At 70.6% G+C, this 26,812-nt stretch carries 26 protein-coding genes and 1 pseudogene; 10 read left to right on the top strand and 17 right to left on the bottom strand.

Annotated features, from left to right (window positions below):
- Positions 1–21 precede the first annotated feature (21 nt).
- Positions 22–642, top strand: coding sequence for an isochorismatase family protein (locus tag EDF31_RS06995; protein ID WP_131845653.1), 621 nt, complete (start codon positions 22–24; stop codon positions 640–642).
- 128 nt (positions 643–770) lie between these two features.
- Positions 771–2,198 carry an NAD-dependent succinate-semialdehyde dehydrogenase gene (locus EDF31_RS06990; RefSeq protein WP_243649946.1) on the top strand — a complete coding sequence of 476 codons (1,428 nt, stop codon included), beginning with the start codon at positions 771–773 and terminating at the stop codon, positions 2,196–2,198.
- A 19-nt stretch (positions 2,199–2,217) separates the two neighbouring features.
- Here the strand turns inward: EDF31_RS06990 and EDF31_RS06985 are convergent, their stop codons facing one another.
- From EDF31_RS06985 to EDF31_RS06940, 10 genes and pseudogenes are all read right to left on the bottom strand, one after another.
- The gene (locus tag EDF31_RS06985; protein WP_131845651.1) at positions 2,218–4,071 is read right to left on the bottom strand and encodes an ABC transporter ATP-binding protein; all 1,854 of its coding nucleotides are present in this window, start codon (positions 4,069–4,071) and stop codon (positions 2,218–2,220) included.
- A gap of 7 nt (positions 4,072–4,078) precedes the next feature.
- A complete protein-coding gene (locus tag EDF31_RS06980; protein ID WP_131845650.1) occupies positions 4,079–4,294 on the bottom strand; it encodes a helix-turn-helix domain-containing protein in 216 nt (71 codons plus the stop codon).
- A 142-nt stretch (positions 4,295–4,436) separates the two neighbouring features.
- Positions 4,437–5,816 (bottom strand): MFS transporter, encoded by a 1,380-nt coding sequence (locus tag EDF31_RS06975; protein ID WP_131845649.1) that lies wholly within the window; start codon positions 5,814–5,816, stop codon positions 4,437–4,439.
- Positions 5,817–6,004: 188 nt separating this feature from the next.
- Positions 6,005–6,658 (bottom strand): annotated as a pseudogene (ribA, locus tag EDF31_RS06970) (GTP cyclohydrolase II); the annotation flags it as partial.
- Positions 6,659–6,687: 29 nt separating this feature from the next.
- Positions 6,688–7,791, bottom strand: a complete 1,104-nt coding sequence (gene ribD / locus EDF31_RS06965; protein ID WP_243649945.1) for a bifunctional diaminohydroxyphosphoribosylaminopyrimidine deaminase/5-amino-6-(5-phosphoribosylamino)uracil reductase RibD — start codon at positions 7,789–7,791, stop codon at positions 6,688–6,690.
- Positions 7,792–7,911: 120 nt separating this feature from the next.
- Positions 7,912–8,469 carry a GNAT family N-acetyltransferase gene (locus EDF31_RS06960; protein WP_165901356.1) on the bottom strand — a complete coding sequence of 186 codons (558 nt, stop codon included), beginning with the start codon at positions 8,467–8,469 and terminating at the stop codon, positions 7,912–7,914.
- A 2-nt stretch (positions 8,470–8,471) separates the two neighbouring features.
- Positions 8,472–9,482 carry a tryptophan--tRNA ligase gene (trpS, locus tag EDF31_RS06955; RefSeq protein WP_111084195.1) on the bottom strand — a complete coding sequence of 337 codons (1,011 nt, stop codon included), beginning with the start codon at positions 9,480–9,482 and terminating at the stop codon, positions 8,472–8,474.
- Between the two features lie 42 nt (positions 9,483–9,524).
- Positions 9,525–10,367 carry an exodeoxyribonuclease III gene (locus EDF31_RS06950; RefSeq protein WP_123292347.1) on the bottom strand — a complete coding sequence of 281 codons (843 nt, stop codon included), beginning with the start codon at positions 10,365–10,367 and terminating at the stop codon, positions 9,525–9,527.
- A gap of 267 nt (positions 10,368–10,634) precedes the next feature.
- Positions 10,635–10,907, bottom strand: a complete 273-nt coding sequence (locus EDF31_RS06945) for an HPr family phosphocarrier protein (protein WP_111086640.1) — start codon at positions 10,905–10,907, stop codon at positions 10,635–10,637.
- A 69-nt stretch (positions 10,908–10,976) separates the two neighbouring features.
- The gene (locus EDF31_RS06940; protein ID WP_111086639.1) at positions 10,977–11,747 is read right to left on the bottom strand and encodes a DeoR/GlpR family DNA-binding transcription regulator; all 771 of its coding nucleotides are present in this window, start codon (positions 11,745–11,747) and stop codon (positions 10,977–10,979) included.
- A gap of 252 nt (positions 11,748–11,999) precedes the next feature.
- On the opposite strand from EDF31_RS06940, the gene ptsP reads away from it, so the two are divergent.
- The 4 genes from ptsP to EDF31_RS06925 all read left to right on the top strand — a co-directional run bounded on the left by ptsP (position 12,000) and on the right by EDF31_RS06925 (position 16,950).
- The gene (ptsP, locus tag EDF31_RS06935) at positions 12,000–13,655 is read left to right on the top strand and encodes a phosphoenolpyruvate--protein phosphotransferase (RefSeq protein ID WP_131845646.1); all 1,656 of its coding nucleotides are present in this window, start codon (positions 12,000–12,002) and stop codon (positions 13,653–13,655) included.
- A 65-nt stretch (positions 13,656–13,720) separates the two neighbouring features.
- Positions 13,721–15,259 (top strand): PTS mannitol transporter subunit IICB, encoded by a 1,539-nt coding sequence (locus tag EDF31_RS06930; protein WP_165903544.1) that lies wholly within the window; start codon positions 13,721–13,723, stop codon positions 15,257–15,259.
- 90 nt (positions 15,260–15,349) lie between these two features.
- The gene (locus EDF31_RS20310) at positions 15,350–15,787 is read left to right on the top strand and encodes a PTS sugar transporter subunit IIA (RefSeq protein WP_027466426.1); all 438 of its coding nucleotides are present in this window, start codon (positions 15,350–15,352) and stop codon (positions 15,785–15,787) included.
- Positions 15,784–16,950: a mannitol-1-phosphate 5-dehydrogenase gene (locus tag EDF31_RS06925; RefSeq protein ID WP_131845645.1), complete on the top strand. Its 1,167-nt coding sequence runs from the start codon at positions 15,784–15,786 to the stop codon at positions 16,948–16,950. The genes EDF31_RS20310 and EDF31_RS06925 overlap by 4 nt, the downstream gene beginning before the upstream one ends.
- 72 nt (positions 16,951–17,022) lie before the next feature.
- Here EDF31_RS06925 and EDF31_RS06920 read toward each other — a convergent pair whose 3' ends face one another.
- Entirely contained in the window at positions 17,023–17,982 is a 960-nt protein-coding gene (locus tag EDF31_RS06920) for a diacylglycerol kinase family protein (protein WP_131845644.1), read from the bottom strand.
- 152 nt (positions 17,983–18,134) lie between these two features.
- Here EDF31_RS06920 and EDF31_RS06915 point away from each other — a divergent pair, with 152 nt between their 5' ends.
- The 4 genes from EDF31_RS06915 to EDF31_RS20165 all read left to right on the top strand — a co-directional run bounded on the left by EDF31_RS06915 (position 18,135) and on the right by EDF31_RS20165 (position 21,131).
- The gene (locus EDF31_RS06915) at positions 18,135–19,067 is read left to right on the top strand and encodes an NADP-dependent oxidoreductase (RefSeq protein ID WP_131845643.1); all 933 of its coding nucleotides are present in this window, start codon (positions 18,135–18,137) and stop codon (positions 19,065–19,067) included.
- Between the two features lie 120 nt (positions 19,068–19,187).
- On the top strand, positions 19,188–19,733 hold the full coding sequence (locus EDF31_RS06910; RefSeq protein ID WP_123672268.1) for a DUF805 domain-containing protein: 546 nt from the start codon (positions 19,188–19,190) through the stop codon (positions 19,731–19,733).
- A gap of 70 nt (positions 19,734–19,803) precedes the next feature.
- Positions 19,804–20,382: a DUF805 domain-containing protein gene (locus tag EDF31_RS06905; protein ID WP_123292176.1), complete on the top strand. Its 579-nt coding sequence runs from the start codon at positions 19,804–19,806 to the stop codon at positions 20,380–20,382.
- Complete coding sequence (locus tag EDF31_RS20165) at positions 20,379–21,131, top strand: DUF805 domain-containing protein (RefSeq protein WP_207896144.1); 753 nt, start codon at positions 20,379–20,381, stop codon at positions 21,129–21,131. The genes EDF31_RS06905 and EDF31_RS20165 overlap by 4 nt, the downstream gene beginning before the upstream one ends.
- Positions 21,132–21,201: 70 nt before the next feature.
- Here the strand turns inward: EDF31_RS20165 and EDF31_RS06890 are convergent, their stop codons facing one another.
- From EDF31_RS06890 to EDF31_RS06865, 6 genes are all read right to left on the bottom strand, one after another.
- Positions 21,202–21,846: a TNT domain-containing protein gene (locus tag EDF31_RS06890; protein WP_111086631.1), complete on the bottom strand. Its 645-nt coding sequence runs from the start codon at positions 21,844–21,846 to the stop codon at positions 21,202–21,204.
- A gap of 52 nt (positions 21,847–21,898) precedes the next feature.
- The gene (locus tag EDF31_RS06885) at positions 21,899–22,669 is read right to left on the bottom strand and encodes a succinate dehydrogenase iron-sulfur subunit (protein ID WP_123292177.1); all 771 of its coding nucleotides are present in this window, start codon (positions 22,667–22,669) and stop codon (positions 21,899–21,901) included.
- Between the two features lies 1 nt (position 22,670).
- Positions 22,671–24,464 carry a succinate dehydrogenase flavoprotein subunit gene (gene sdhA / locus EDF31_RS06880; protein WP_111086629.1) on the bottom strand — a complete coding sequence of 598 codons (1,794 nt, stop codon included), beginning with the start codon at positions 24,462–24,464 and terminating at the stop codon, positions 22,671–22,673.
- A gap of 49 nt (positions 24,465–24,513) precedes the next feature.
- Positions 24,514–24,960 (bottom strand): succinate dehydrogenase, hydrophobic membrane anchor protein, encoded by a 447-nt coding sequence (gene sdhD / locus EDF31_RS06875; RefSeq protein WP_111086628.1) that lies wholly within the window; start codon positions 24,958–24,960, stop codon positions 24,514–24,516.
- An 11-nt stretch (positions 24,961–24,971) separates the two neighbouring features.
- Positions 24,972–25,421, bottom strand: coding sequence for a succinate dehydrogenase, cytochrome b556 subunit (gene sdhC / locus EDF31_RS06870; RefSeq protein WP_131845642.1), 450 nt, complete (start codon positions 25,419–25,421; stop codon positions 24,972–24,974).
- Between the two features lie 78 nt (positions 25,422–25,499).
- Positions 25,500–26,735 carry a glycosyltransferase family 1 protein gene (locus EDF31_RS06865; protein WP_235035928.1) on the bottom strand — a complete coding sequence of 412 codons (1,236 nt, stop codon included), beginning with the start codon at positions 26,733–26,735 and terminating at the stop codon, positions 25,500–25,502.
- Between the last annotated feature and the right edge of the window lie 77 nt (positions 26,736–26,812).

The raw sequence follows: 26,812 nt of genomic DNA, 5'->3' as shown, positions 1-26,812 counted from the left end.
CACCGGGTGTTGGATGGGCCCATGGCACGGGCTCTCCTCATCGTCGACGTCCAGAACGACTTCACCGAGGGCGGTGCGCTCGGTGTCACCGGGGGCGCGGCCCTCGCGGAACGGATCAGCGCGTTCCTCGGCCGGCACGCCGAGGAGTACGACCTGATCGTCGGCTCCCGCGACTGGCACCACGGCGACGACGACAACGGCGGACACTTCGCCGGACCCGAGGGCCCCGACTTCGTCGACACGTGGCCCGTGCACTGCGTGGCCGGCACTCCGGGCGCCGAGTACCACCCGGAGCTCGACACCGAGCCGATCGACGTCGACGTCTTCAAGGGCCAGGGCACGCCGGACTACTCGGCGTTCCAGGCGCGGACCGAGTCGGGCGTGCCGTTGCCGGAGATCCTGACCGAGCACCGGGTGCACTCCGTCGACATCGTCGGCATCGCCACCGACCACTGCGTCCGGGCCTCGGCCCTCGACGCCCGCGCCGCCGGCATCGACGTCGCGGTCTACGAGGACCTGGTCGCCGGCGTCGACGACGAGCGCAGCGCCCGCGCGCTCGACGACATCCGAGCGGCCGGCGGGCACGTCGACCGCAGCGACATGGACGAGGGGCTCGCGAACCCCGGAGGAGCACAGCTGTGACCGAGACTAGCACCGAGACCAACACCGAGACCAACACGGACACGAGCACCGACACGAGCGCCACGACCGGCGACCTCACCACGACCGTGGGCGACGACCACGTCACCGTGCACGGCGTCCCGACGGGCCTGTTCATCGGCGGGTCCTGGCGCCCGTCGGCGAGCGGCGCGACGTTCGCCGTCCGCGACCCCTCGACCGGCGACGTGCTGGCCGAGGTCGCCGACGCCACTCCCGAGGACGGCATCGCCGCGCTCGACGCCGCGGTCGCCGCGCAGCAGGAGTGGGCGGCGACCGCTCCGCGGCAGCGCTCCGACGTGTTGCGTCGCGCGTTCGACCTGGTCCGCGCCCACGAGGATGACCTGGCCGCCCTGATGACGCTCGAGATGGGCAAGCCCCTGGCCGAGGCCCGCGGCGAGGTGGTCTACGGCGGCGAGTTCCTCCGCTGGTTCTCGGAGGAGGCCGTCCGCATCGGCGGCGACTACCGCACCAACCCCGAGGGCACCGGACGCGCGATCGTCCTGAAGCGTCCGGTCGGCCCGGTGTACGCGATCACCCCGTGGAACTTCCCCCTCGCCATGGCGACCCGCAAGATCGGCCCCGCACTGGCGGCCGGCTGCACGGTCGTCGTGAAGCCGGCGGAGCTCACGCCGCTGACCACGCTGTTCCTGGTCGAGCTGTTCCGCCGTGCCGGGCTGCCGGACGGCGTGCTCAACGTGGTGCCGTCCCTCGACGCCAAGGGGCTGTCCGAGCCGATCATCGCCGACCGCCGCCTCCGCAAGCTCACCTTTACCGGGTCGACGCCGGTCGGGTCCGCGCTCCTCAAGCAGGCGGCGGACAACGTGCTCAAGACGAGCATGGAGCTCGGCGGCAACGCCCCCTTGCTGGTGTTCGACGACGCCGACCTCGACGCCGCCGTCACCGCTGCGATGCTCGCGAAGTTCCGGAACGTCGGCGAGGCCTGCACGGCCGCCAACCGGTTCTTCGTGCAGGACGGCATCGCCGACGCGTTCGTGGCCGCCCTCACCGCGAAGGTCGACGCGCTCCGCATCGGCCGGGGCACCGAGGACGGCACGACGATGGGCCCGCTCATCGACGACCGTGCAGTGGACAAGGCTGCCGGACTCGTCGACGACGCGGTCACCCGCGGCGCGCGGCTCGTCACCGGCGGACACCGCGTCGAGCGGCCCGGCACCTACTACGCGCCTACGGTGCTGGACGACGTGCAGCCGGGGTCGGAGATCCTGACGACCGAGATCTTCGGACCGGTCGTGTCGATCACGCGCTTCGCGACCGAGGACGAGGGCATCCGGCTCGCCAACGACACCGAGTTCGGGCTCATCGCCTACGCGTTCACGACGGACTTCCCGCGCGGGCAGCGGCTCGCCGAACGCCTGGAGACCGGGATGCTCGGGCTGAACACCGGCGTCGTGTCGAACGCAGCGTTCCCGTTCGGCGGGGTGAAGTCGTCCGGGCTCGGCCGCGAGGGCTCGCACGAGGGCATCGAGGAGTACCTCGAGACCGTGTACGTGCTCACCCCGGACCCGTTCGCCGCCTGAACGGGCGCGGCGGCGGGGCTCAGACCAGCAGCTGGTGCTTCGCCAGGTCTCGGTAGAGCGGCGTCGACTCGACCAGCTCGGAGTGCGTGCCGGCGCCGACGACCCGGCCGTGCTCGAGCACGACGATGACGTCGGAGTCGACCACGGTGGACAGCCGGTGCGCGATGACGAGCAGGGTGCGGTCCTCGGCGACGGCATCGATCGCCAGCCGCATCTTCTGCTCGTTCACGCCGTCGAGCGACGACGTCGACTCGTCGAGCAGCAGGATCGGGGGAGCGGCGAGCAGGGCGCGGGCGATGGCGAGCCGTTGACGCTCTCCGCCCGAGAGCATCACGCCGTCCTCGCCGACCTGGGCGTCGAGCCCACGCGGGTCGCGGTGCAGCACCTCGCCGAGGTTGACCGCCTCGAGCACGCGGACGCAGTCGTCCTCGGTCGCGTCCGGCGAACCGAGCAGCAGGTTCGCGCGGATGGTGCCGGCGAGTACCGGTGCGTCCTGCTCGACGTAGCCGATCTGGGCGCGGAGCTCCTGGCGGTCCATGCCCCGGACGTCGATGCCACCGAGCCGGATGACGCCCTCGGTCGGGTCGTAGAACCGCTCGATCAGGGCGAGGGTCGTCGACTTGCCAGCACCCGACGGGCCCACGAGTGCGACCCGCGAGCCGCGGGGAACGCGGAACGACACGTCGTGGAGCACCACGTCGTCGGCCGGACGCTCGTCGGCGAGGCGATCCGGGCCTCCCGGTCGGTCCACCGCGCCGGACGCGACGGCGCCGTCCGGACCGGAGGCATCCGCTGCAGCCGCGTACCGGAACGTGACGTGCTCGAACGTGATGGCGTCGTCGGAGGCGACCGCGGCGGCGGGGCGCGCAGCGGCGTCGTCCTGCGCCTCGGTCGGCAGGTGCAGGATCTCCTCGATCCGGCCGAGCGCACCGAGCGCCTGGGCGACCGCGACGGCGGCGCCCATCGCCTGGCCGAGCGGCATGATCATCATGAAGAGCAGCAGGATGAACGTGATGAGGGTCGCGATGGTGATGGTGCCCGCGGCGACCTGGGCCCCGCCGACGCCGAGCACGGCGATGAACGCCACCTGCATGACGATGCTCGCGACCGGCACGACGAACGCGGACATCTTCGCGATGTCGAGGCCGCGCTGGTAGGCCTCTGTCGCGTGTCCGTCGACCTCGTGCACCTCGCGCTCGGTGGCACCGGCCGCGCGGATGGTGCGGACGGCGCCGATGCCGCGCTCGACGGCCGCGGTCAGGTCGCCGACCTTCTCCTGCGCACGCTTCGACGCGACCCGGATGCGCCGGCTCAGTCCGCCGACGACCACGATCGCGACCAGGACGATGACGACCACGATCACGAGCAGCAGCGGGTCGATGATCGCCATCGCGATGATCGCGCCGATGAAGGTCAGGGCGCCGCCGATCGACTCGATCAGGCCCTGGGTCAGGACGGCGCGCAGGAGCGTGGTGTCGCTGCCGACGCGGGACACCAGGTCACCGGTGCGACGGGTGTCGAACTCCGAGATCGGCAGGTTGAGGATGCGGGCGATGAGCTTGCGGCGCGTCGAGAGCACGACGCCCTCGCCCGCACGCTGGAGCAGGAAGTGCTGCACACCGTTCAGGACGCCGGCGACCAGGACGAGCCCGACGAGCAGCCAGACGAGCGTGCTGAGCGTGTTGCCCTGCTGCACCGCCGTGACGACCTGGTTGACGAGCAGCGGCTGCGCGAGCGACGCCCCGGCGCCGAGGATGCTCAGCACGATGATGACGACCATCGCCGGCTTGTTCTCGAACAGGTAGGACAACAGGCGGCCGAAGGTGGCGCGGGGGCCGTCGGTCTTCTTGGGGCGCGCGAAGGGGAGGCTCATCGTGTTCCTAGTTTCTGCCGTACTTCTTGTGCACTGCCTGTCGGCTGACACCGAGCAGGGTCGCGATCTCCTGCCACGACGCCCCGGCGTTGCGGGCGGCACGGGCAGCGAGTTCTTCGGTCCGTTCGAGTTCACGGCGGAGCTCGCGCACGTTCGCGAGGGCGGAGAACGGGTCGTCCCCGGAGGCTCCGGCCGCGAGGCTCGTGATGGTCGGTCGATCCATGGCCGTCAACCTACATTGACGCACTGACATCTGTCAACCTGAGTTGACAGACAGGGTCGCGCCGTGCGTGGACGCGACGAGGGACGGACGGGAGGCCCGGTGCCAGCTGGCACCGGGCCTCCCGTCCGTCCCTGGTGACGCCTCAGGCGTCCGCGAACTCCTTGCTCTTCGTCTCACGGACGAAGAGCAGCGCGACGAGCGTCACGACGGCGGCGATCGTCAGGTACAGCCCGACCAGGAAGATGTTGCCGTCGGCCTTCCACAGCGCCAGGGCGATCGTCGGCGCGAGCGAGGCACCGAGGATCGACGCGACGTTGTACGCGATCGCCGAGCCGGTGTACCGGACGTTCGTCGGGAACAGCTCCGGCAGCAGCGCACCCATCGGCCCGAAGGTCAGCCCCATCAGGGACAGCCCGACGATCAGGAACGTCACCACCGTGATCGGGCCCTGCGACGCGGCGAACCAGAACTGGAACGTCAGACCGAACAGCGCGATGCCGATCGTGGTCGGGATGAGGGTCTTCCGGCGGCCGAACTTGTCGGCCAGGATGCCGGCGATCGGGGTGAAGATGCCGAAGAACACGACGCCGATCATGAGCAGCGTCAGGAACTCACCGCGGCTGTAGCCGAGGCCGACCTTCGGGACGAGCGGACCGGCCTCGGCACCGGTGGTGCCGTACGACAGCGTGAACGTGGTCATGAAGTAGAAGAGGACGTACGTCGCGACCATGCCGAACGTGCCGACGATGAGCGCCTTCCACGAGGTGCGGAACACTCGGCCCAGCGGGATCTTCGCGACCGTGCCGGACTCCTGGACGCCGCGGAACACCGGCGACTCGACGAGCTTGAAGCGCACGTAGAGCCCCACGATGACCAGGACCGAGGAGAGCAGGAACGGGATGCGCCAGCCCCACGCCTGGAAGTCGGCGTTCGGGGTGCCGTCGGCACCGGCGGGCATCGCGGCGTTGATCGCGATGAACAGGCCGTTCGCGAGCAGGAAGCCGATCGGTGCGCCGAGCTGCGGCATCGAACCGAAGACGCCGCGCTTGCCCTTGGGGGCGTTCTCGGTTGCGAGCAGTGCCGCACCGGACCACTCGCCGCCGAGGCCGACGCCCTGGGCGAAGCGCATCACGGCGAGCAGGACCGGCGCCCACACGCCGATGGTGCTGAAGGTCGGCAGGCAGCCGATCAGGAACGTCGCGGTGCCCATGACGAGCAGCGACGCGACGAGGGTGGTCTTGCGGCCCACCCGGTCACCGAAGTGCCCGAAGATGATCGACCCGATCGGCCGCGCGAAGAAGGCGAGGGCGAACGTCACGAACGACGACAGCTGCGATGCCGTGGGGTCCTCGTTCGGGAAGAACAGCGTCGGGAAGACGAGGACCGCGGCCGTCGCGTAGACGTAGAAGTCGTAGAACTCGATCGAGGTGCCGACGAGGCTGGCGATGACGACGCGCGAGCGCGGGTTGCCTGCTGGTGCCGGAGCTGAGGTCGGGGTTGCTGGTGCCGGTGCGGCGGTCATGGGTGTCGTGTGGTCTTCCGTGGTGCGCACTCCTGGCAGGGAGCACGGATACCCGAAACGGCGGACACCGATCGGTTCGCGCAGGGTGGCGCGGGCACCGATCGGGTGCGTTCGGTTGGTGGGGGACCGCTTGTGACGGAAGACAACATCGTACGACAGATGTCGCCCACCTGCGAATCAGCCCAGAGTCAGCTGGCGGCTCCTGCGCCGGCGCCCGCCCCGGCGCTGGCACCGGCCTCGAGGTGGGCGGGCAGCTGGTGCCCCATCCGGTCGCGCTTGGTGTCGAGGTAGCCGGCGTTCTGCGCCGAGACGCCGACGACCAGCGGCACGAGCGACTCGACGGTGATGCCGTGCTCCTCGAGCTGGCGACGCTTCTCGGGGTTGTTCGAGAGCAGTCGCACGCGGGTGATCCCGAGTTCGGCGAGGATGCCCGCGGCGCCGCCGTACGCACGGGAGTCGGCCGGCAGCCCGAGCGCCAGGTTGGCGTCGAGCGTGTCGAGGCCGTCTTCCTGCAGGCGGTAGGCCTTGAGCTTGTTGATGAGCCCGATGCCGCGTCCTTCCTGCCCGCGCAGGTAGACCACCACGCCGCCCTCGGCAGCGATGGTGTCGAGCGCGGCGTCGAGCTGGGGCCCGCACTCGCACTTCAGCGAGCCGAACGCCTCGCCGGTCAGGCACTCGGAGTGCACACGGACCAGGGCGCCGTCGGACGGGGCGGACCCGTCGGGCAGCGCGCCGATGATCGCGACGTGCTCCGCGCCGGTCACGAGGTCGCGGTAGGCGCGCATCTGGAACGTGCCGTGGGTGGTGGGGACGTTCGTCGACACCTCGAACTGGACGGGGCTGCCCGGGGTGGAGGAGGTCAGCGCGTCGGTCATGGGGTGCTCCGGTCGTTCGTGGGCCCGTCGTCTCCGAACCCGGGTGCTGCGTCGTGCTGCTGCGGTGTCTGCTGCTGCGCTGTCTGTGGTGGCGCTGGCTGCGCTGTCGCGCTGCGTTGCGGTCGGGCTCGGACCAGCAGGTCAGGGCCCAGGCTGGTGGTCGATAGTACGTCCAACCGCCGACGCCCGGACATGCTTCCCACCCCGAGGTCGTCGAGGGCGACCCGGGGTCCGCCGAGCAGGATCGGGGCGACGTACACGAGGTACTCGTCGACGAGCCCGGCGGCGATGAGCGCGGACGCGACGGTGGGGCCGCCCTCGACGAACACCGAGTGCACGCCGTGCCCACGCAGGGCGGCGACCGACGCGGCGAGGTCGTGCCCCGGCAGCGTCACCAGCCCACGGGGGTGTCGGCGGACCGCGGCGTCATCGGGGACGGCGCGGTCACCGAGCACGACCGCGAGCGGCTGGTCGGCGAGGAGTTCGCCCGCGTCACCGCGAGCGGTCAGGCTCGGGTCGTCGGCGAGGACGGTGCCGGTGCCGACCAGGATCGCGTCGTGCGCGGCACGCTGCTCGTGCACGTGTTGCCGGGCTGCGGCGCCGGTGATCCACTTGCTCGTCCCGTCGGCAGCCGCGGCCCGGCCGTCCAGGCTCGAGGCCCACTTCACGGTGACCCACGGGCGTCCGAGTCGGACCGACAGGAGCCACCGTTCGAGGAACGCCTCGGCCTCGTCGGCGAGCACTCCGGACACGACGTCGACCCCGGCGGCGCGGAGACGGTCGGCGCCACCGTGCACATCCGTACCCGGGTCGTCGATGGCGTACACGACACGGGCGACCCCGGCCTCGATCAGGGCGACGGCGCAGGGGCCGGTGCGGCCGGTGTGGTTGCAGGGCTCGAGGGTGACGACGGCCGTCGCGCCGCGGAGCTGAGTCGGATCGACCTTCGCCATCGCGTCGACCTCGGCGTGCGGGGTTCCGGCGCCCTTGTGCCACCCCTCGGCGAGGACGTCGCCGGCGGGGGAGAGGATCACCGCGCCGACCCGTGCGTGGTCGCCCACGACGGGCCCGAGGGCCGCGAGTTCGAGCCCGCGGCGCATCGCCCGGACCTCGGTGGGTCGTGCCGTGTCGCTCACGGATCGAGCCTACCGGCGGCGGATCGGTGACGCGTCATCGTCGGGAACGCGGCGTCATGCGGGACCGGGTCACGGGGCGCTGTGTCACGGAGCGTCGGGCCACGGGAGGTGCGATGCGGGCGCGCCGTCGGCCCGGCGCAGGGCGGTCCAGGCGGTCGTCGGTCCGCCGTCGCGTCCGGGGATCCGTGCGGGCCCGGCGCCGGTGAACGAGAACCCGGCGCTGCGGGCGACCGCGGCCGACGCCGTGTTGCCCTCGTAGCACTCCCAGTAGACGTCCGGAGCCCCGTCGGCGAAGGCCCATTCGACGACGAGCTCGACCGCATCGTGCATCAGGCCGGCGCCGCGGGCCGAGGGTGCCAGCCAGAACCCCAGGTCGCGGCCGGCCGTGCGGTACCCGATGATCCCCTCGAGCCAGGAGGACCCACTGCGACGGATCGCCCAGGTGTACTCGCGGTCCGACGCCCAGCCGGGGCCGACCAGGGCGTCGACGAAGGTCCGTGCGTCCTGTTCGCGGTACGGCGTGGGGATCGTCGTCCAGCGGACGATGTCCGGGTCCTGACAGGCGTCGGTGATCGCCGCGGTGTCCGCCCGGGTCGGGACGTCGAGGCGGACCCGGGCGGACTCCAGCGTGACCGGCAGCACGGTCAGCCGCGCGAGCGCGGGACGAACCCGATCCGGTCGTACACGCGCGCCAGGGTCTCCTGCGCGATGGACTCGGCACGGTCCGCGCCGACGGCGAGCAGCCGGTCGAGCTCCGCCGGGTCGTCGAGCAGCTCGAGCGTGCGGGTGCGCACCGGCTCCAGCTCGGCGACGACGGCGTCGGCGACCGCGCCCTTGAGGTCCCCGTAGCCCTTGCCCGCGAACGATGCCTCGAGCTCGGCGACGGGGGTCCGGCTGAAGGCGGACAGGATCGCGAGCAGGTTCGTCACGCCCGGCTTCGCCTGCCGGTCGGAGCGGATCTCGCGCTCGTCGTCGGTGACGGCCGACTTGATCTTCTTCGCGGTGCGCTTCGGGTCGTCGAGCAGCCGGATCAGGCCGCTGTCGGACGCCGCCGACTTGCTCATCTTGCTCGTCGGGTCCTGCAGGTCGTAGATGCGCGCCGTCTCAGTGCCGATGCGGGCCTCGGGCACGACGAACGTGTCGCCGAACCGCGAGTTGAAGCGTCCGGCGAGGTCGCGGGTGAGCTCGACGTGCTGGCGCTGGTCGTCGCCGACCGGTACGACCTTGGTGTCGTACAGCAGGATGTCGGCGGCCATCAGGACCGGGTACGTGAAGAGCCCGACCGACGCGGCCTCGGACCCCTGCCGCGCCGACTTGTCCTTGAACTGGGTCATCCGGCTCGCCTCACCGAAACCGGTGAGGGTGTTGAGCACCCAGGCGAGCTCGGCGTGGGCCGGCACGTGCGACTGCACGAACAGCGTCGACTTCGTCGGGTCGATGCCCGACGCGATGTACTGCGCGGCCGTCGCCCGGGTGCTCGCGCGGAGCTCGGCCGGGTCCTGCGGTGAGGTGATCGCGTGCATGTCGACGACGCAGTAGATGGCGTCGAAGTCGTCCTGCAGGTCGCGCCACTGCATGAGCGCCCCGACGTAGTTGCCGAGGTGCAGCGAGCCGGCGGACGGCTGGATGCCCGAGAAGATGCGGGTCTTGGTCATGGTGGTGTTCCTGTGGGTCAGGTGGAGCGCAACGAGTGGGGATCAGAGTTCGTAGTCGACGACCACGGGGGCGTGGTCGGACCATCGCTGGTCGTACGCCGCGGCGCGGTCGACCGTGTACTCCGTGACCTTCGCCGCGAGGTCGGGCGTGGCCATCTGGTAGTCGATGCGCCAGCCGGTGTCGTTGTCGAACGCCTGGCCGCGCCAGGACCACCACGTGTACGGTCCCTCGACGTCGCCGGCCTGCGCACGCCCGACGTCCACCCAGCCGAGGCCCGGACCGGTCGAGCCGTCAGCGCCCTCGACCGGTTCGCCGTCGGCACCGAAGAAGCGCGAGAAGTAGGCGCGCTCGCGCGGCAGGAAGCCCGCTCGCTTGACGTTGCCCTTCCAGTTCTTGATGTCGCGCTGGTCGTGCCCGACGTTCAGGTCACCGACGACGACGGCGAGCGGGTTGTGCGCGCGGAGGGCGGGCAGTCGCTCGGTCATGGCGTCGAGGAACTTCCACTTCTCGTCCTGCTTGGGGGTGTCGACCTCGCCCGAGTGCACGTAGGTGGACACGACCGTGACCGTGGTGCCGCCGATCTCGTAGTCGGCTTCGAGCCAGCGGCCGGCGGAGTCGAACTCGTCCGGTCCGAGGGCGACGCGGTGGATCTGGGCCGAGTGCCTGGACGCGATCGCGACACCCGCTCGGCCCTTGGCGGTCGCGGGGTCGTGCACGATGTCCCACTCGTCGCCGAGCAGACCGGCCAGGTCCTCGCTCGACGCACGCACTTCCTGCAGGGCGAGCACGTCGACGTCGCGGGTGGCGAGCCAGTCGCCCATGCCCTTGCGGAAGGCGGCGCGGACGCCGTTCACGTTGACGGATGCGAGGCGCAGGCGTGTCATGCCGACCACCTTATCGGCGGGCGCCGACAGCCCCGGACCGCATCGATTCGAGGTTCCACGACTCGCCGCGTGTCGTCCGCCGAGGTTCCACGGACCGGCCCGTGGCGCGTCGAGATGCCGAGATTTCGGAACCCCGGGGCCGGACGGGCCGGCCGGCGGGCCGGACGGACGGGGCGGGCCCGGGCATGGCAGTGCGGGGGACCGCACGACGGACGGGAGGCACGGTGCCAGCTGGCACCGTGCCTCCCGTCCGTCGGATCCGCGCGATCAGGCCGCGTCGTGGTCCGTCTGCAGGAACTCGACCAGGCTGTCGGCGGTGGTCTCGGCGTCGTCGCCGGTCACGGTGAGGCTGACCTCATCACCGTTCTCGATGCCCAGGCCGAGCAGGGCGAGGATGCTGCCGGCGTTGCCGGACTTGTCGCCCTTGGCGATCGTGACCTGGTGGCCGGAGGCCGTCACGGTCTGGACGAAGAGGGACGCGGGGCGCGCGTGCAGGCCGGACGCGCTGGCGACGGTCACGGTGCGGGTGGCTTCGGACATCGATGTACTCCTGTCGATGGGTGGTGCGCTCATGCTAGCGAGCGCCGGATGGGCGGGTCGGGCGAGCGGTCAGGGTCGACCGGGCCAGAACACCTCGGTGCCGGCGGCCTCGACCTCGCGGACCAGGTCGAGGTTGACGGCGGGATCGGTGATGATCGTGTCGATGGCGGCGAGGGGTGCGACGCGGCCGAACTCCTCGCGGCCGAACTTGGTGTGGTCGGCGAGCAGGATGCTGCGGCGGGCGGACTTGATCATCGCCGACTTCACCGCGGCCTCGGCCATGTTGTGGGTCGTCAGGCCGCGCTCCGGGGTGATCCCGTTGATGCTCACGAAGGCGACGTCGACGCTCACCATGCCGATGAGCTGGTGCGTCCACGTGCCGACGCCGGCCAGGGAGTCGCTGCGGATGTTGCCGCCGAGCAGGTGCAGGTCGATGCCCGGCCGGTTCGCGACGGCCATCGCGACGGGGAGCGAGTGGGTGACGACGGTGAGTCCGCGGTCGGTCGGCAGCATCTCGGCGAGGCAGATGGTGGAGGTGCCGGCGTCGATCATGATCGAGCCGTTCTCCGGCAGCTCCTCGAGCGCGGCCTCGGCGATGACCATCTTCTCGGCCTGGTTGATGCCGCCGCGGTCGCCGACACCGGGGTGGATCGTGATGCGCTCGACCGGGATGGCCCCGCCGTGGGCACGTCGGACCAGTCCCCGTCGCTCCAGCGAGGTGAGGTCGCGGCGGATGGTCTCGGGCGTGACCTCGAGCAGCTCGGCGAGGTCCTTGACGTCGACCCGCCCCTGCGCGCGCGCCTGCTCGACGATGCGCTGGTGGCGTTCTGGTGCGTACATCGGACCTCGTCGTCTCCTGGTCGGAACGGAACGGACATGACCGGGCACGAACCTGACGGAACCGAGCCGAAGTGGCTGGCCGCCAGACGCAAACGGGCATCTGTTTCTGCATTTTTATCCCCGGATGTGTTTGTTTGTCAACGCGGATCGGGGTAGTGTGCTGCTCAGCCGCACCGGCGAGGTCCCGTCTCAGCCGTGCGCGCACCGAACGAACACCCCACCGCAAGCGCGTGTGAGATGAAGGAGTCTCGAATGTCCGAACTGCTCGGCACCGGCGTCGGCCGCGGCGTCGCCCACGGCCCCGTGCTCCGCATGGCGGACCCGCTCGGCGAACCGTCGAAGGACGCCCTGACCGGTTCGGCAGACGACGCGAAGCAGGCCGTGCACGACGCACTGGCCGCAGTGGCCGAGGACCTCAACAAGCGCGGACAGCTCGCCGGCGGCGACGCCCAGGCCGTGCTCGAGGCGCAGGCGCTCATGGCGCAGGACCCGACCCTCCTCGACGACGTGCACACGCGCATCGACGGCGGCACCAACGCCGAGCGTGCCGTGTACGAGGCGTTCGCGCAGTTCCGTGACCTGCTCGTCGGCATGGGCGGCTACATGGGGGAGCGCGCAGCCGACCTCGACGACGTCGCCCAGCGCATCATCGCGAAGCTCCGCGGCGTGCACGCCCCCGGTGTCCCAGAGTCGGACACCCCGTTCGTCCTCGTCGCCCGTGACCTCGCTCCGGCCGACACCGCACTGCTGGACCTCGACAAAGTCCTCGCGCTGGTCACCCGCGACGGCGGCCCGACCTCGCACACCGCGATCCTCGCCCGCGCCAAGGGCATCACCGCGATCGTCGGCGTCACCGGTGCCGACGACCTGGCCGACGGGCAGCCGATCGTCGTCGACGCCGTCGCCGGCACCGTCGTGACCGAGCCGTCCGAGGCCCTGGTGGCCGACGTCGAGCAGCGCATCGCCGACCGGCTCGCCGCGGCGGCCGCACCGCTCACCGCCGGTGCCCTGGCCGACGACCACGTCGTGCCCCTGCTCGCGAACCTCGGCAGCCCCGCCGACGCCGCGGGCGCCGTTGCTCTCGGTGCGGAGGGCGTGGGGCTCTTCCGCACCGAGTTCCTCTTCCTCGACTCGCCGAAGGCGCCGACCGTCGACGAGCAGACCGAGTCCTACCGTCAGCTCCTCGCCGCGTTCCCGGGCAAGAAGGTCGTCGTCCGTGCGCTCGACGCCGGTGCCGACAAGCCGCTGCCGTTCCTCACCGACAAGGACGAGGAGAACCCGGCGCTCGGCCGTCGCGGGCTCCGTGCGCTGCGCAACCACCCCGAGGTGCTGCGCGACCAGCTCGTCGCACTCGCCCAGGCGGACGCCGCGACCGAGGCCGACCTCTGGGTCATGGCCCCGATGGTCGCCGACGCCGAGGAGACCGAGTACTTCGTCACCCTCGCCCGCGAGCTCGGCATCCGCACCGCCGGCGTGATGGCCGAGGTGCCGTCGCTCGCCCTGATGGCCGAACAGGTGTTCCAGAACGCGGACTTCGTGTCGATCGGCACGAACGACCTGACCCAGTACACGATGGCCGCCGACCGCATGCTCGGCACCGTCGCGTCCTACCAGGACCCGTGGCACCCCGCCGTCCTGCGCCTCGTCGCGCAGCTCGGAGCGGCCGGTGCCGACGCGGGCAAGCCCGTCGGCATCTGCGGTGAGGCCGCAGCCGACCCGCTGCTCGCCGTCGTGCTCGTCGGCCTCGGCGCCACCACCCTCTCCATGACCCCCGCGGCCCTGGCCGACGTGCGCGCCGAACTCGGTCAGCACACGCTCGAGCAGGCCCGCGAGATGGCCCAGGCGGCACTCGCCGCGTCCACGGCGGCGGCCGCGAAGTCCGCCGCAGCGGCCGCGCACGCCGTCTGAGCCGCACCATCCCCAACACCCCGTCCGCACCAGCAGCAGCTCCACCACACAGAAAGTCACCGCACATGACAACGTCGTCCGTTGCAGCGCCCGACGCACCCGCGAAGTCGCGGGGCGGCGCACGCGTCGCCGTTCAGAAGTTCGGCACGTTCCTCTCCGGCATGGTCATGCCCAACATCGCGATCTTCATCGCGTGGGGCCTGATCACCGCCTTCTTCATCGAGACCGGATGGACCCCCGTCGGGATCCTCGGCGGGTTCGGTGAGACGGACGGTGTGGCCAACATCGGTCTCGTCGGCCCGATCCTGACGTACCTGATCCCGCTCGCGATCGCCTTCCAGGGCGGCCGGATGATCTACGAGACCCGCGGCGCCGTCGTCGGCTCGATCATGGCGATGGGTGTCATCCTCGGCGCCAACGGCACGATCATGATCCTCGGCGCGATGATCTGCGGGCCGCTTGGCGCGTACCTCATCAAGCAGATCGACAAGATCTGGGACGGCAAGATCAAGCCGGGCTTCGAGATGCTCGTCAACAACTACGCGGCCGGCATCCTCGGCTTCGGGCTGGCGATGGTCGGGTTCTTCTGGCTCGCCCCGCTGTTCAAGCTCATCGCCGAGGGCCTCGGCGACGCGGTGAACTTCCTCGTCCAGCACTCGCTGCTGCCGCTCGCCAGCGTCATCATCGAGCCGGCCAAGGTGTTCTTCCTGAACAACGCCATCAACCACGGTGTGCTCGACCAGCTCGGCGCCCAGCAGGTGCAGGACTCCGGCAAGTCGATCCTGTTCCTGCTCGAGGCGAACCCCGGCCCCGGTCTGGGCATCCTGCTCGCCTTCACCTTCTTCGGTGTCGGCATCGCCCGCTCGACCGCTCCCGGTGCGATCCTCATCCAGTTCTTCGGTGGCATCCACGAGATCTACTTCCCGTACGTGCTGCAGAAGCCGGTCCTGTTCATCGCCGTCATCCTCGGTGGTGCGACAGGCGTCGGCACGAACGTCCTGTTCGGCTCCGGCCTGGTCGCCCCGGCTTCGCCCGGATCGATCTTCGCCGTGCTGACGGCGACGGCGAAGGACAGCTACGTCGGCGTCATCCTGTCGGTCATCCTGTCCGCAGCGGTCACCTTCGCAGTCGCGTCGTTCTTCCTGCTGGCCAGCCGCAAGCGCGACCTCGCCAACGGCGGCGGCGACATGACCGCAGCGTTCGACAAGATGCAGGCCACCAAGGGCCGCGACGCGAACGCCGCGACCGCAGGGCTCTTCGGCGGCACCGCCCCGGCCAACTCGGAAGAGGCAGCCGCCGCCGGAACCACCGCCACCGCGACGAAGGTCCAGAACCTCGTGTTCGCCTGCGACGCGGGCATGGGGTCGAGCGCCATGGGCGCCAGCGTCCTGCGCAACAAGATCAAGAAGGCGGGCATCGAAGGGGTCACGGTCACCAACAAGGCGATCGCGAACCTGTCCGGTGACGAGGACCTGATCATCACGCAGGAAGAACTGACGGACCGCGCCAAGCAGAAGAACCCGAACGCACAGCACGTGTCGGTCGGCAACTTCATGAACGCGCCGCAGTACGACCAGGTCGTCGACCAGCTCAAGAACCAGTAACGCCACCACCAGTAACGAAGTGCAGTATCGGAGGGGACGGGGACATCCCCGTCCCCTCCGTCACGTCCTCGAACACCAAGGAGAACCACGATGCCCGTCCTGCAGGAGAGCCAGATCCGGATCCACACCGAGGACACCGCGCCGACCAAGTCGGAGGCGATGAAGGAGGCGGCCGAGATCCTCGAAGCTGCGGGCGCGGTCACCGCTGACTACTACCCGGCGATGCTCGAGCGTGAGAAGAGCGTGTCCACGTACATGGGCAACTTCCTCGCCATCCCGCACGGTACGAACGACGCGAAGGACGCCATCAAGTCGTCCGCGCTGTCGTTCATCCGCTACGCCAGCCCGATCGACTGGGACGGCAACCCCGTGCGCTTCGTCGTCGGCATCGCCGGCGTGAACAACGAGCACCTCGACATCCTGTCCAAGATCGCGATCGTGTTCTCGGACGAGGACGAGGTCCAGAAGCTCACCGACGCGGCCGACACCAGCGCGATCCTGTCGATCCTCGGCGAGGTCAACGAGTGAGCACCACCGACCGGGGCACCGCCGTCCACTTCGGTGCCGGCAACATCGGCCGCGGCTTCGTCGGGCTCCTCCTGCACGAAGCGGGCTACGAGGTCGTCTTCGCCGACGTCGCCGCGCCGCTCATCGACGCCCTCGCCGCCGCCGACTCGTACACCGTGCACGAGGTCGGCACCGAAGCGCAGGACCACGAGGTCACGAACTTCCGCGCCCTCAACAGCGCGCAGGACGAGGACGGCGTCGTCGCCGAGATCGCCACTGCCGCGATCGTCACCTGCGCGGTGGGCCCGAACGTCCTGAAGTTCATCGCCCCGGTGATCGCGCGGGCGCTGCAGCAGCGCGACGCGGACGCTGCGCCCATCGCCGTGATGGCGTGCGAGAACGCCCTGAACGCCACGGACCGTCTGCGCGAGTTCATCGTCGACGCGCTCCCGGCCGAGGGCCGTGACGCGGCACTCGCGAAGGCCGTCTTCGCGAACACCGCCGTCGACCGCATCGTGCCGGCCCAGCCCGAGGGCGCCGGCCTCGACGTCACCGTCGAGACCTACTTCGAGTGGGCCATCGACCGCACGCCCTTCGGCGGCAACGAGCCGGAGATCCCCGGCGCGCACTACGTCGACGGCCTCGCCGCCTCGATCGAGCGCAAGCTCTTCACGGTGAACACCGGGCACGCCACCGTCGCGTACCACGGCTTCGTCGCCGGGGCCGACAAGATCTCCGACGCCATCGCGATCCCCGCCGTGCGCTCCGAGCTCGAGTCCGTCCTCGCCGAGACGAGCGACCTGCTCGTCCGCCGCCACGAACTCGACCCCGAGGTGCACCGCGCCTACGTCCAGGCGATCATCGCCCGGTTCGAGAACCCGCACCTGCCCGACACGGTGACACGCGTCGGCCGGCAGCCGCTCCGCAAGCTGTCGCGTGACGAGCGCTTCGTCTCGCCCGCCGCGGCGTTGGCCGAGGACGGCACCGAGCCGACCGCGCTGCTCGACGCGATGGGCGCGGCGCTCCGCTTCGACGTCGCCGACGACGAGCAGAGTGTCGAGCTGCAGGCGCTGCTGGCCTCGGACGCGACCGATGCCGACGTGGTGACGCAGATCACCGGCCTCGCCGCGGAGCACCCGCTGCACGCAGCGTTCGCGGACCGGGTGCGTGTCGCGCGCGGCTGACGCTCTCGACGTGGCCCAGCGATGACGGGAGGCCCGGTGCCAGCTGGCACCGGGCCTCCCGTCTTCACGTGGTCACCGCGACGGCCCCATCCGGATGGTGAGCCCGCCGTGGTCCACCGTCAGCCGCACCGCCACCACGGTGCCGAACGGGTCGCCGTCGAGCTGGACCTGCTCGGGCTGGTCCAGCTCGAGGTCGAGGACCCGTGCGCTCGTGTACCGCAGCGTCCGGGTGGCCGGGATGAGCCACCACAGGAACCGGCCGAACCCGGTCCGGTGGAAGAAGCGGTTCAGCGACAGGCCGTAGCCCACGCCGGCCCAGCCGACCGTCCGACCGGGGCGGAACGCGACCGCGTCGAGCACCCCGTCGTCCGGCTTCGCGGCGGGCAGCAGCAGGACGCCGGCGGTCAGGGTGCCGCAGTTGCCGACGATGACGGTGTGCGCCCGCATCGTCCGGGTGTCACCGTCGTCGAGGCGGTACCGCAGGTCGATCTGCCGGTTGCCGATGACGGACCGCATGATCGGGTCGGAGTACGCGAGCCACCCGAACCGCTTCTTGAGGCGTGCGTTGGTGTTGGCCGCCATGTTCGCGTCGAGGCCGATGCCCGCCATCACCAGGAAGGCGTGGCGTGTCGTGGCGCCCTGCGGGTCGGTGAGCTCGGCGAACGCGAGGTCGACCGGCCGATCGGTTCCGCTGAAGGCGGCTCGGACCGAGCCGGCGACGTCGTTCAGCGGGATGCGCAGGTTCCGGGCGTACAGGTTCCCGGTGCCGACGGGGAGCACGGCGAGGGGCACGCCGGAGCCGTGCAGCACCTCGGCTGCGACGCGCAGCGTGCCGTCGCCGCCGACGACCAGGACGACGTCCGGCGCGCTGGCGAGTGCGTCGGTCGCGGCGGCGCGGCCGTCGTCGGACGCCGCGGTCTCGAACCAGGTCGTGGGAGCCCAGCCGCTCCGGTCCTCCTCAGCCGCGACGGTGTTGCGGAGCACCCGCAGGTCGACCTTGGACGGGTTGACGACGATCGCGGCGCGCGGCATGTGAGGACGATACCGAACAGCCGTCGTGGTCCAGATCGGACGGAGGCGGGAGGGACGCGACCGCCGGCACGCCGTACTCGTTCCCCGTCACGGCGACGGACTACCCGGCACCCACGCACGCCGCCGGCGGATCGGGGCGTAGCGTCGGCCGCATGACGAAGCACTGGGTGGCACCGCGGTTCGGCGGCAGCGAGGTCCTCGAATTCGTGGACACCGAGGTCGCCGCACCGGGACCCGGCGAGGTCACCATCGCGGTCCGCGCCGCCGGCATGAACCCCGCCGACACGAAGCACACGCGGCAGGGCGACCCGGCCGACCTGCCCGTGCCCGTCGGCTACGAGGTCGCCGGCGTGCTCACTGCGGTCGGACCGGACACCACCATCGCGTCCGGCGGGGGAGCGGTCGGCGACGAAGTCCTGGCGTTCCGGGTCGCCGGCGGTTGGACGTCGTCCCTCACCGTCCCGGCTGCGGACGTCTTCGCGAAGCCCGTCGGGCTCGGCTTCCCCGAGGCGGCGAACCTGTTGCTCGCGGGCACCACCGCAGCCGACATGCTGCGCGTCACCCGTGCCGCGGGGCGCGACACCGTGCTGGTGCACGGTGCCTCCGGAGCAGTCGGCGTCAGCCTGCTGCAGCAGCTTCGCCTGCTCGGCGCGCGCGTCATCGGCACCGCCTCCGAGCGGGGTGCGGACGTCGTGCGACGCTTCGGTGGCGAGTGGGTCGCGTACGGCGACGGCCTGGAGGCACGGGTCCGGTCGCTCGCACCCTCCGGCATCGACGTGGCACTGGACTGCGTGGGCACCGACGAGGCCGTCGACGTCTCGCTCGCGGTGGTCGCGGACCGCGACCGGATCGTCACCATCGCCGCGCAGGCGCGCGCCGCCGAGGCGGGGTTCGCCGCCGTCGGTGGGGCGCAGCCAGCGAGCAAGGCGTTCCGCGACTCGGTGCGGCAGCGACTGATCGACCTGGCCGGGGCCGGACAGCTCGAGGTCCCGGTGGCGCGGACGTTCCCGCTCGCCGAGGCGAAGGCGGCCGCGGAGCTGCTGGAGTCCGGGCACCCCGGCGGCAAGCTGGCGCTGGTGCCCTGAGTCGGTCGGAGCGCTGTCGGAGCGCAGTCGCTGCGCTGTCCTCCGCTGGGGGGACGCGTCCTGCCGCCGCCGCTGCCAGACTCGACGGTGATCGCAGTCGGCCTCGGAAGGAACGAACCAGTGAGTGACCAGTACCCGCCGCAGAACCCGTACGGCCAGCAGCCCGGACCGTACGGCCAGCAGCCCGGACCGTACGGCCAGCAGCCCGGACCGTACGGCCAGCAGCCCGGACCGTACGGCCAGCAGCCGACCGGCCCGCGCCAGCCCCCGCTGTGGGCGCCCTGGTACGGGATCCCCTTCGTGCAGGCGTTCCCGCGCTTCTGGAAGAAGTACGTCCGGTTCGACGGCCGCGCGAGCCAGTCGGAGTTCTGGTTCTGGGCCCTCTGGTACGTCATCGGCTCGGCGGCCACCGGGATCGTCGGCGGGTTCTTCAACGTGCTGCCGTTCTTCGACGACGCGTCGAACGGGTTGAGCGGGCTCTGGGCCCTGGCCTGCGCTCTCGGCTTCATCGCCCTGACGGTGCGACGACTGCACGACGTGAACCTGAGCGGGTACTTCGCCTTCCTCTTCATCATCCCGCCGCTCGGCGTCCTGTTCTCGCTGATCGTCGGTCTGATGGGCTCGAACCCGCAGGGGCAGCGGTACGACGAACCCCACCGCGGGTAGCGAGCGACGGCCGCGCGACGGTTCTGGTTGACTCGGACCCGACTACCAGCCAACGATCGAGGGGGACACCGTGAGTGACCAGTACCCGCAGAACCCGTCCGGCCAGCAGCCGGGCGGCCAGCCGAACCCGTACAACGGAACGCCGCAGTACGGCCAGCAGCCGGCGACCGGCCCGAACGGCGAGCCGCCGATCTGGGCCCCCTGGTACGGGATCTCCTTCGGCAAGGCCGTCGGACGCTTCTTCAAGAAGTACGCGACCTTCAGCGGCCGCGCGAGCCGCAGCGAGTTCTGGTGGTGGTACCTGGCGAACGCGATCGTCGGCATCGTCCTCGGCATCCTGTACGGCATCGGCTTCGCCACGTCGGAGCGCTCGACGGTGTCGATGTCGACCGCGACCTCGGCGAGCGTGCAGTCGACGGTGACCAGCCCGTCCGCGCTCTTCGTGATCGCCGGCATCCTGCTCGGACTCTGGGGTCTCGCGATCATCATCCCGACGCTCGCCCTCGGCTGGCGACGCCTGCACGACGCGAACCTGCCCGGTGCCCTGTGGATCATCGCGATCTTCGTCGGCATCGTCGGTATCGTGTTCGGCCTGCTGCCCTCGAACCCGCAGGGCGAGCGCTACGACCGACCGACCGGCGCTCGATGAGCAACGACACACCGCAGTGGGGCCAGCCTGGCGGCGACCAGCCGTCGGGGCAGCCTGACCCTGGGCAGCAGCCGGGGTACGGTCAGCAGCCGGGGTACGGGCAGCAGCCGGGGTACGGGCAGCAGCCTGGTCCGTACGGTCAGCAGCCCCAGTACGGTCAGCAGCCCGGGTACGGTCAGCAGCCCGGGTACGGCCAGCAGCCTGCCCAGTACGGTCAGCAGCCCGGGTACGGCCAGCAGTACGCCGACCCGTACCCGCAGGCCGGTCCGCCGATCCCGGTCGGGCCCGACGGAGCTCCGCCGCTGTGGGCACCGTTCTACGGTGCAGGGTTCCTCGACGCCTTCACGCGCTTCTTCAAGAAGTACGCCCGGTTCGACGGGCGCGCCAGCCGCAGTGAGTACTGGTACTGGATCCTGGCGAACGCGATCGTGACCCTCGTTCTGTACGGCGGGTTCATCGCCGGCATCATCTCGTGGAGCGTCTCGGCCTCGACCACCGACGAGTACGGCTACACCCAGACCGAGGGTGCACCCCCGGCGTGGATCTTCATCCTGCTCGTCCTGTACGGCCTGTGGTGGCTCGCGACCCTCATCCCGAACATCGCACTGGGGTGGCGCCGCGTGCACGACGCGAACCTCGCCGGTCCGCTCTGGCTCATCGGGATGTTCGTCGGCATCGCCGCGATCGTGTTCGGCTGCCTGCCGCCGAACCCGGCTGGTGCGCAGTACGACCGCCCCGACCAGGCGTAACTCCACACAACGGCAATCGGCCCGCACTGCGCGAAAGCGCGGTGCGGGCCGATCTGCGTCGTGCGCGGGGTCAGACCACGCGGAGTCGAGCCAGTGCACCGTCGACGACGAGGTCGCGCACGGTGACCGTGGGATCGGCGATCTGGAAGCGGAGCGCACCGCCCGGCTGCTCGAACCACGGCTGCACGAAGCGGACGTTCACCATGAACGGGCGCTCGACCAGGTAGCGGTGGGTCTCCGGGACGCCGGCGACGTGCGGCGGCAGCGACCGGCTCGGCAGCGGGGTGTCGAGCGGGTGCAGCAGGTAGCCGTCCGGACCACCGATGCGGTCGACGGGGACGCCCGCGGGGATCTGGATGGTCAGCCCCTGTTCGCCGGCCTGCGACACCTGCTGTGCCAGCTGTGGGTACGTCGACGCTGCACGGTCACGGAGTCCGTCGAGCTCGTGCCGGGCGATGTCGCGCGGAGCCGGGAACGGCCGGTTCAGGAACCGACGGAGCATCTCGACCGCGTCCTCCTCACCGCGCGCGGTGGCAAGACGACGGGCCGTGCCGTAGTCGACGACCTCGAGCGCGAACTCGTCGGACGCCTCGGCCGGGACCACGCGGAGCGCGCCCTCGACCGGCGGCTCGTGCAGGGTTTCTCCGGGGAGCTGCACGTAGCGGATCGTGTAGCCGAGCTGGTCGAGGATGGGGCGGGTGGCCGCGAACGTCATGGAGCGGAGCCTATCGGTGGAGTCGATGTCGAGTCTTGGACGACCCCGAGTGTCAGGCGCGGCCCCGCATAACGGCCTGCTTGACCTCGGAGATCGCCTTGGTCACCTGGATGCCACGGGGGCAGGCGTCGGTGCAGTTGAAGGTGGTCCGGCAGCGCCACACACCTTCCTTGTCGTTGAGGATGTCGAGGCGGACCTCGGCGGCGTCGTCACGCGAGTCGAAGATGAAGCGGTGCGCGTTCACGATCGCGGCCGGGCCGAAGTACTGCCCGTCGGTCCAGAACACCGGGCACGACGAGGTGCACGCAGCGCAGAGGATGCACTTCGTGGTGTCGTCGAAGCGTGCGCGGTCGGCCACCGACTGGATGCGCTCCTTGCCCGGGGTGGGCGCCGTCTTCGGCTGCAGGAACGGCTGGACCTCGCGGAAGGACTTGAAGAAGGGCTCCATGTCGACGACGAGGTCCTTCTCGAGCGGCAGGCCCTTGATCGCCTCGACGTAGATCGGCTTCGAGACGTCGAGGTCCTTGATCAGGGTCTTGCACGCCAGCCGGTTCCGGCCGTTGATGCGCATCGCGTCCGAGCCGCAGACCCCGTGGGCGCAGGAGCGTCGGAACGTCAGGGAGCCGTCCTGGTCCCACTTGATCTTGTGCAGGGCGTCGAGGATGCGGTCGGTCGGCAGCATCATGACGTCGAAGTCCTGCCAGCGCGGCTCGTCGTCGACGTCCGGGTCGAAGCGCCGGATGATGAGCGTGACGGAGAAGGACCCGGGAGGCGCGTCGGTGGTGTCGGTCCGGGGTGCGTCGGAGACCAGGGTGTCGGTCATCTCAGTACTTCCTCTCCATCGGCTGGTACCGGGTCACGACGACCGGCTTCCAGTCCAGCGTGATGTGGTCGTCGGCGAGTGACGAGTGCGGGTCGCCCGTCAGGTACGCCATCGTGTGCTGCATGTAGTTCTCGTCGTCGCGCTTCGGGTAGTCGTCGCGCATGTGGCCGCCGCGGCTCTCCTTGCGGTTGCGGGCCGAGTAGACGACCACCTCGGCCAGGTCGAGCAGGAACCCGAGCTCGACGGCCTCGAGCAGGTCGGTGTTGAACCGCTTGCCCTTGTCCTGCACCGAGACCTGCATGAAGCGGTTCCGGAGCGTGTGGATGGTCTCGGTGACGCGGGCGAGGGACTCGTCGGTGCGGAACACCTGGGCGTTCTTGTCCATCTCGTCCTGCAGCTCCTTGCGCAGGACGGCGATGCGCTCGGTGCCGGTCGAGGCGCGCAGCTGGTCGAGCATCGCCCGGACGCCGGCAGCGGGGTCTTCGGGCAGCGGGAGGAACTCGGCGGTCTTGACCCACTCGGCGGCGTTGTTGCCCGAGCGCTTGCCGAAGACGTTGATGTCGAGGAGCGAGTTCGTGCCGAGTCGGTTCGAGCCGTGCACCGAGACGCACGCGCACTCGCCGGCGGCGTAGAGGCCGGGGACGACGGTGGTGTTGTCGTAGAGCACCTGCGCGTCGGTGTTCGTCGGGATGCCACCCATCGCGTAGTGCGCGGTCGGCATCACCGGCACCGGCTCGACGACGGGGTCGACGCCGAGGTAGGTGCGGGCGAACTCCGTGATGTCCGGGAGCTTGGTCTCGAGGACCTCGGCACCGAGGTGCGTGCAGTCGAGCAGGACGTAGTCCTTGTTCGGGCCGGCACCGCGGCCCTCTGCCACCTCTTGCACCATGCACCGCGCGACGATGTCACGTGGGGCGAGGTCCTTGATGGTGGGGGCGTAGCGCTCCATGAAGCGTTCACCGGAGGCGTTGCGCAGGATCGCACCTTCGCCACGAGCACCCTCGGTCAACAGGATGCCGAGGCCCGCGAGGCCGGTCGGGTGGAACTGGAAGAACTCCATGTCCTCGAGCGGCAGGCCCGTGCGCCACACGATGCCGACGCCGTCGCCGGTCAGGGTGTGTGCGTTCGAGGTGGTCTTGTACATCTTGCCGAAGCCGCCGGTCGCGAAGATCATCGCCTTGGCGTGGAAGACGTGCAGCTCACCCGTGGCGAGCTCGAACGCGACGACGCCGGCCGGCTGCTTGCGCGTGACGCCGTCCTCGCCCACGACGTCTACCATGATGAGGTCGAGCGCGTAGAACTCGTTGTAGAACTCGACGCCGAGCTTGACGCAGTTCTGGAACAGCGTCTGCAGGATCATGTGGCCCGTGCGGTCGGCCGCGTAGCAGGCCCGGCGGACCGGCGACTTGCCGTGGTCGCGGGTGTGGCCGCCGAAGCGACGCTGGTCGATCTTGCCCTCGGGCGTGCGGTTGAACGGCAGGCCCATGTTCTCGAGGTCGATGACGGCGTCGATGGCTTCCTTCGCCAGAATCTCGGCGGCGTCCTGGTCGACCAGGTAGTCGCCGCCCTTGATCGTGTCGAAGGTGTGCCACTCCCACGAGTCTTCTTCGACGTTCGCGAGGGCCGCGGCCATCCCGCCCTGCGCCGCACCGGTGTGCGAGCGGGTCGGGTAGAGCTTCGAGATGACGGCCGTCTTCGCCTTCGGGCCGGCCTCGATCGCGGCACGCATGCCCGCGCCTCCTGCGCCGATGATGACGATGTCGAACTGGTGGTGGTGCACGGTGGTCTCGGTCACAGGGGTCTTTCCGTAGACGGGGGGAAGGCGGTCGGCAGCGGCGATGGTGCTACTGCGCCGGGCAGAAGGAGGGCAGGTCCGCGGCGGCTGCGCCGGCGGGGCACGGGTCGAACGTCCAGCAGACGAGCAGGCCGAGGACGATCAGCACGACGCACGCGATGAGGATCGCGGCGAGGAGCGTCTTCCGGATGCCCGGCTTCGACACGTAGTCGTTGACGATCGTGCGCATGCCGTTCGAGCCGTGGATGAGCGCCAGGACGAGCATGAGGGAGTCCCACACCTGCCAGAACGGGTTGGCCCACTTGCCGGCGACGAAGGCGAAGTCGATCTGCTTGACGCCCTCGCCCGCCACCATGTTGACGAAGAGGTGGCCGAAGATCAGCACGACGAGCAGGACGCCCGAGCCGCGCATGTAGATCCAGCCCCACTTCTCCCAGTTGGTGGAGCGGCGAGCGGCCGAGGCGGAACGGGGAGGTTCGACGATCTGCGTGGTCATCAGGTGCCCCTCTAGTTGAAGTCCGCGAAGAGGTTCATGAGCTGGCGGGGCAGGAAGCCCGCGATCGCGATCGCCCACAGGGCGATGACGACCCAGAACATGGCCCGCTGGTACTTCGGCCCCTTGGACCAGAAGTCGACGAGGATGATCCGGAGCCCGTTGAACGCGTGGAACACGATGGCCATCACCAGGGCGATCTCGCCGAGGTTCATGATCGGGGTCTTGTACGTGCCGATGACCGCGTTGTACGCCTCGGGCGAGAGGCGCACGAGTGCCGTGTCGAGGATGTGCACGAGCAGGAAGAAGTAGATCGCGACACCGGTGATCCGGTGCAGGACCCACGACCACATGCCGGTCGACCCGCGGTACAGCGTGCCCTCGAGTTTCCGAGAGGCGCGGGGCGCCTCGATCGTGACTTCGGGGACGGCGGTCGCCGTACCGCCGCCGGTGGGCTCAGCCATGAGCTCGTCCTTCCATAGGACGGGCTCGCCCGATCGGCGAGCCCTTGCCGTTCGTGTTCGTGTGGAACACGTCCCATCCTATGCGCGGGTGCTGACCTTCTCGTCCCGACCGGCCCGCAGGCCCCGACCCACGGGCGGCGCGCCGATGTTCCTGGCCGTGTCGTGGTGCCCCAGGAGCTGGTCGCCGACGGCCTCCCACGTGGTGCCCTCGACCCGGAGACGGCCCGCCGATCCCATCCGTTCCGCGAGTGCGCGGTCGTGGTGGAGCCGCAGGACCGCCTGTCGCAGGGCCTGTGGTGCGTCGGTGTCGTAGAGCTCGCCGTCGAGTCCGGGGGCGACGAGGTCGAGCGGACCACCCGACGCCGGCGCGATCACCGGCAGCCCCGAGGCGTGCGCTTCCTGGAGGGTCTGCCCGAAGGTCTCGGCCGGACCGGTGTGCACGAAGAGGTCGAGCGAGGCGTACGCGTCGGCGAGGGCGTCGCCGCGCAACGGTCCGGTGAAGGTGACGTCGAGGTGCCGCAGTCGCCGTTCGAGCAGCGCGCGGGACGGTCCACCGCCGGCCACGACGACGCGGATGCCGGGGATCCCGCCGAGCTCGGCGAGCCGTTCGACCTCCTTCTCCGGGGCCAGCCGTCCGACGTAGCCGACGATCGTCTCGCCGTGCGGCGCGATCCGGCGTCGGAGCGCTCGGACGTGGGCGGACTCCCGTCGGGCCGGGTGGAAGAGCTCGGTGTCGACCCCGCGCCCCCACCGTGCGACGCGGGGGACGCCGTCCTCGGCGAGCATCGCGGCGGTCGCGCTCGACGGCGCGAGCGTCAGCGAGGCGCCGGCGTGGATGCGGCCGAGGATCCTGCGGACCAACGGGACGGTCGCCGTCAACCCGTTGCGGCGGGCGAAACCGGCCACGTCGGTCTGGAAGACGGCGACGGAGGGGATGCCGAGCCTCCCGGCTGCCGTGATCGCGCGCCCACCCAACAGGAACGGACTCGCGGCGTGGAGCACGTCGGCGCCGGAGGCGGCGAGGATCGTGTCGAGGACGGGGTGGGGGAGTGCGACGGGGAACTGCCGGTACGCGACGGCGGGGATCCGGTGCACGTCGAAGGAGCGGTAGCGCTCGACACTGCTGCGCGAACGGAACTGCGCGAGCCCCGGGGTGTCCGGCGCGATCACGACCGCGCGGTGGCCTCGGCGTTCCAGGTGGTCGAGGACCGCCAGGACGCTGGTGGTGACGCCGTTGAGGGTGGGCAGGAAGCTCTCGGTCACGACGGCGACGGTCCGGGGGGACGTGCCGCGCTCCACGCTGCGTGCGCTCATGGTGTTTCCCATGCTCCGGGCGTGACGTGACCCCGCGGGGCCGACGACGTGAACGGGGCGGAGGCGACGGGTGAACA

This window comes from Curtobacterium sp. PhB142 (assembly GCF_004341255.1).
In the GTDB taxonomy this organism is placed as follows: domain Bacteria; phylum Actinomycetota; class Actinomycetes; order Actinomycetales; family Microbacteriaceae; genus Curtobacterium.
This window is presented reverse-complemented; position numbering and strand designations above follow the sequence as displayed.

Excerpts from the sequence above, each read along its gene's own strand:
- EDF31_RS06995 (WP_131845653.1), top strand. The coding sequence starts at position 22 with ATGGCACGGGCTCTCCTCATCGTCGACGTCCAGAACGACTTCACCGAG.
- EDF31_RS06985 (WP_131845651.1), bottom strand. The coding sequence starts at position 4,071 with ATGAGCCTCCCCTTCGCGCGCCCCAAGAAGACCGACGGCCCCCGCGCC.
- EDF31_RS06980 (WP_131845650.1), bottom strand. The coding sequence starts at position 4,294 with ATGGATCGACCGACCATCACGAGCCTCGCGGCCGGAGCCTCCGGGGAC.
- EDF31_RS06975 (WP_131845649.1), bottom strand. The coding sequence starts at position 5,816 with ATGACCGCCGCACCGGCACCAGCAACCCCGACCTCAGCTCCGGCACCA.
- ribD (WP_243649945.1), bottom strand. The coding sequence starts at position 7,791 with ATGCGCCGCGGGCTCGAACTCGCGGCCCTCGGGCCCGTCGTGGGCGAC.
- trpS (WP_111084195.1), bottom strand. The coding sequence starts at position 9,482 with ATGACCAAGACCCGCATCTTCTCGGGCATCCAGCCGTCCGCCGGCTCG.
- EDF31_RS06950 (WP_123292347.1), bottom strand. The coding sequence starts at position 10,367 with ATGACACGCCTGCGCCTCGCATCCGTCAACGTGAACGGCGTCCGCGCC.
- EDF31_RS06945 (WP_111086640.1), bottom strand. The coding sequence starts at position 10,907 with ATGTCCGAAGCCACCCGCACCGTGACCGTCGCCAGCGCGTCCGGCCTG.
- EDF31_RS06940 (WP_111086639.1), bottom strand. The coding sequence starts at position 11,747 with ATGTACGCACCAGAACGCCACCAGCGCATCGTCGAGCAGGCGCGCGCG.
- ptsP (WP_131845646.1), top strand. The coding sequence starts at position 12,000 with ATGTCCGAACTGCTCGGCACCGGCGTCGGCCGCGGCGTCGCCCACGGC.
- EDF31_RS06930 (WP_165903544.1), top strand. The coding sequence starts at position 13,721 with ATGACAACGTCGTCCGTTGCAGCGCCCGACGCACCCGCGAAGTCGCGG.
- EDF31_RS20310 (WP_027466426.1), top strand. The coding sequence starts at position 15,350 with ATGCCCGTCCTGCAGGAGAGCCAGATCCGGATCCACACCGAGGACACC.
- EDF31_RS06920 (WP_131845644.1), bottom strand. The coding sequence starts at position 17,982 with ATGCCGCGCGCCGCGATCGTCGTCAACCCGTCCAAGGTCGACCTGCGG.
- EDF31_RS06915 (WP_131845643.1), top strand. The coding sequence starts at position 18,135 with ATGACGAAGCACTGGGTGGCACCGCGGTTCGGCGGCAGCGAGGTCCTC.
- EDF31_RS20165 (WP_207896144.1), top strand. The coding sequence starts at position 20,379 with ATGAGCAACGACACACCGCAGTGGGGCCAGCCTGGCGGCGACCAGCCG.
- EDF31_RS06890 (WP_111086631.1), bottom strand. The coding sequence starts at position 21,846 with ATGACGTTCGCGGCCACCCGCCCCATCCTCGACCAGCTCGGCTACACG.
- EDF31_RS06885 (WP_123292177.1), bottom strand. The coding sequence starts at position 22,669 with ATGACCGACACCCTGGTCTCCGACGCACCCCGGACCGACACCACCGAC.
- sdhD (WP_111086628.1), bottom strand. The coding sequence starts at position 24,960 with ATGACCACGCAGATCGTCGAACCTCCCCGTTCCGCCTCGGCCGCTCGC.
- sdhC (WP_131845642.1), bottom strand. The coding sequence starts at position 25,421 with ATGGCTGAGCCCACCGGCGGCGGTACGGCGACCGCCGTCCCCGAAGTC.
- EDF31_RS06865 (WP_235035928.1), bottom strand. The coding sequence starts at position 26,735 with ATGAGCGCACGCAGCGTGGAGCGCGGCACGTCCCCCCGGACCGTCGCC.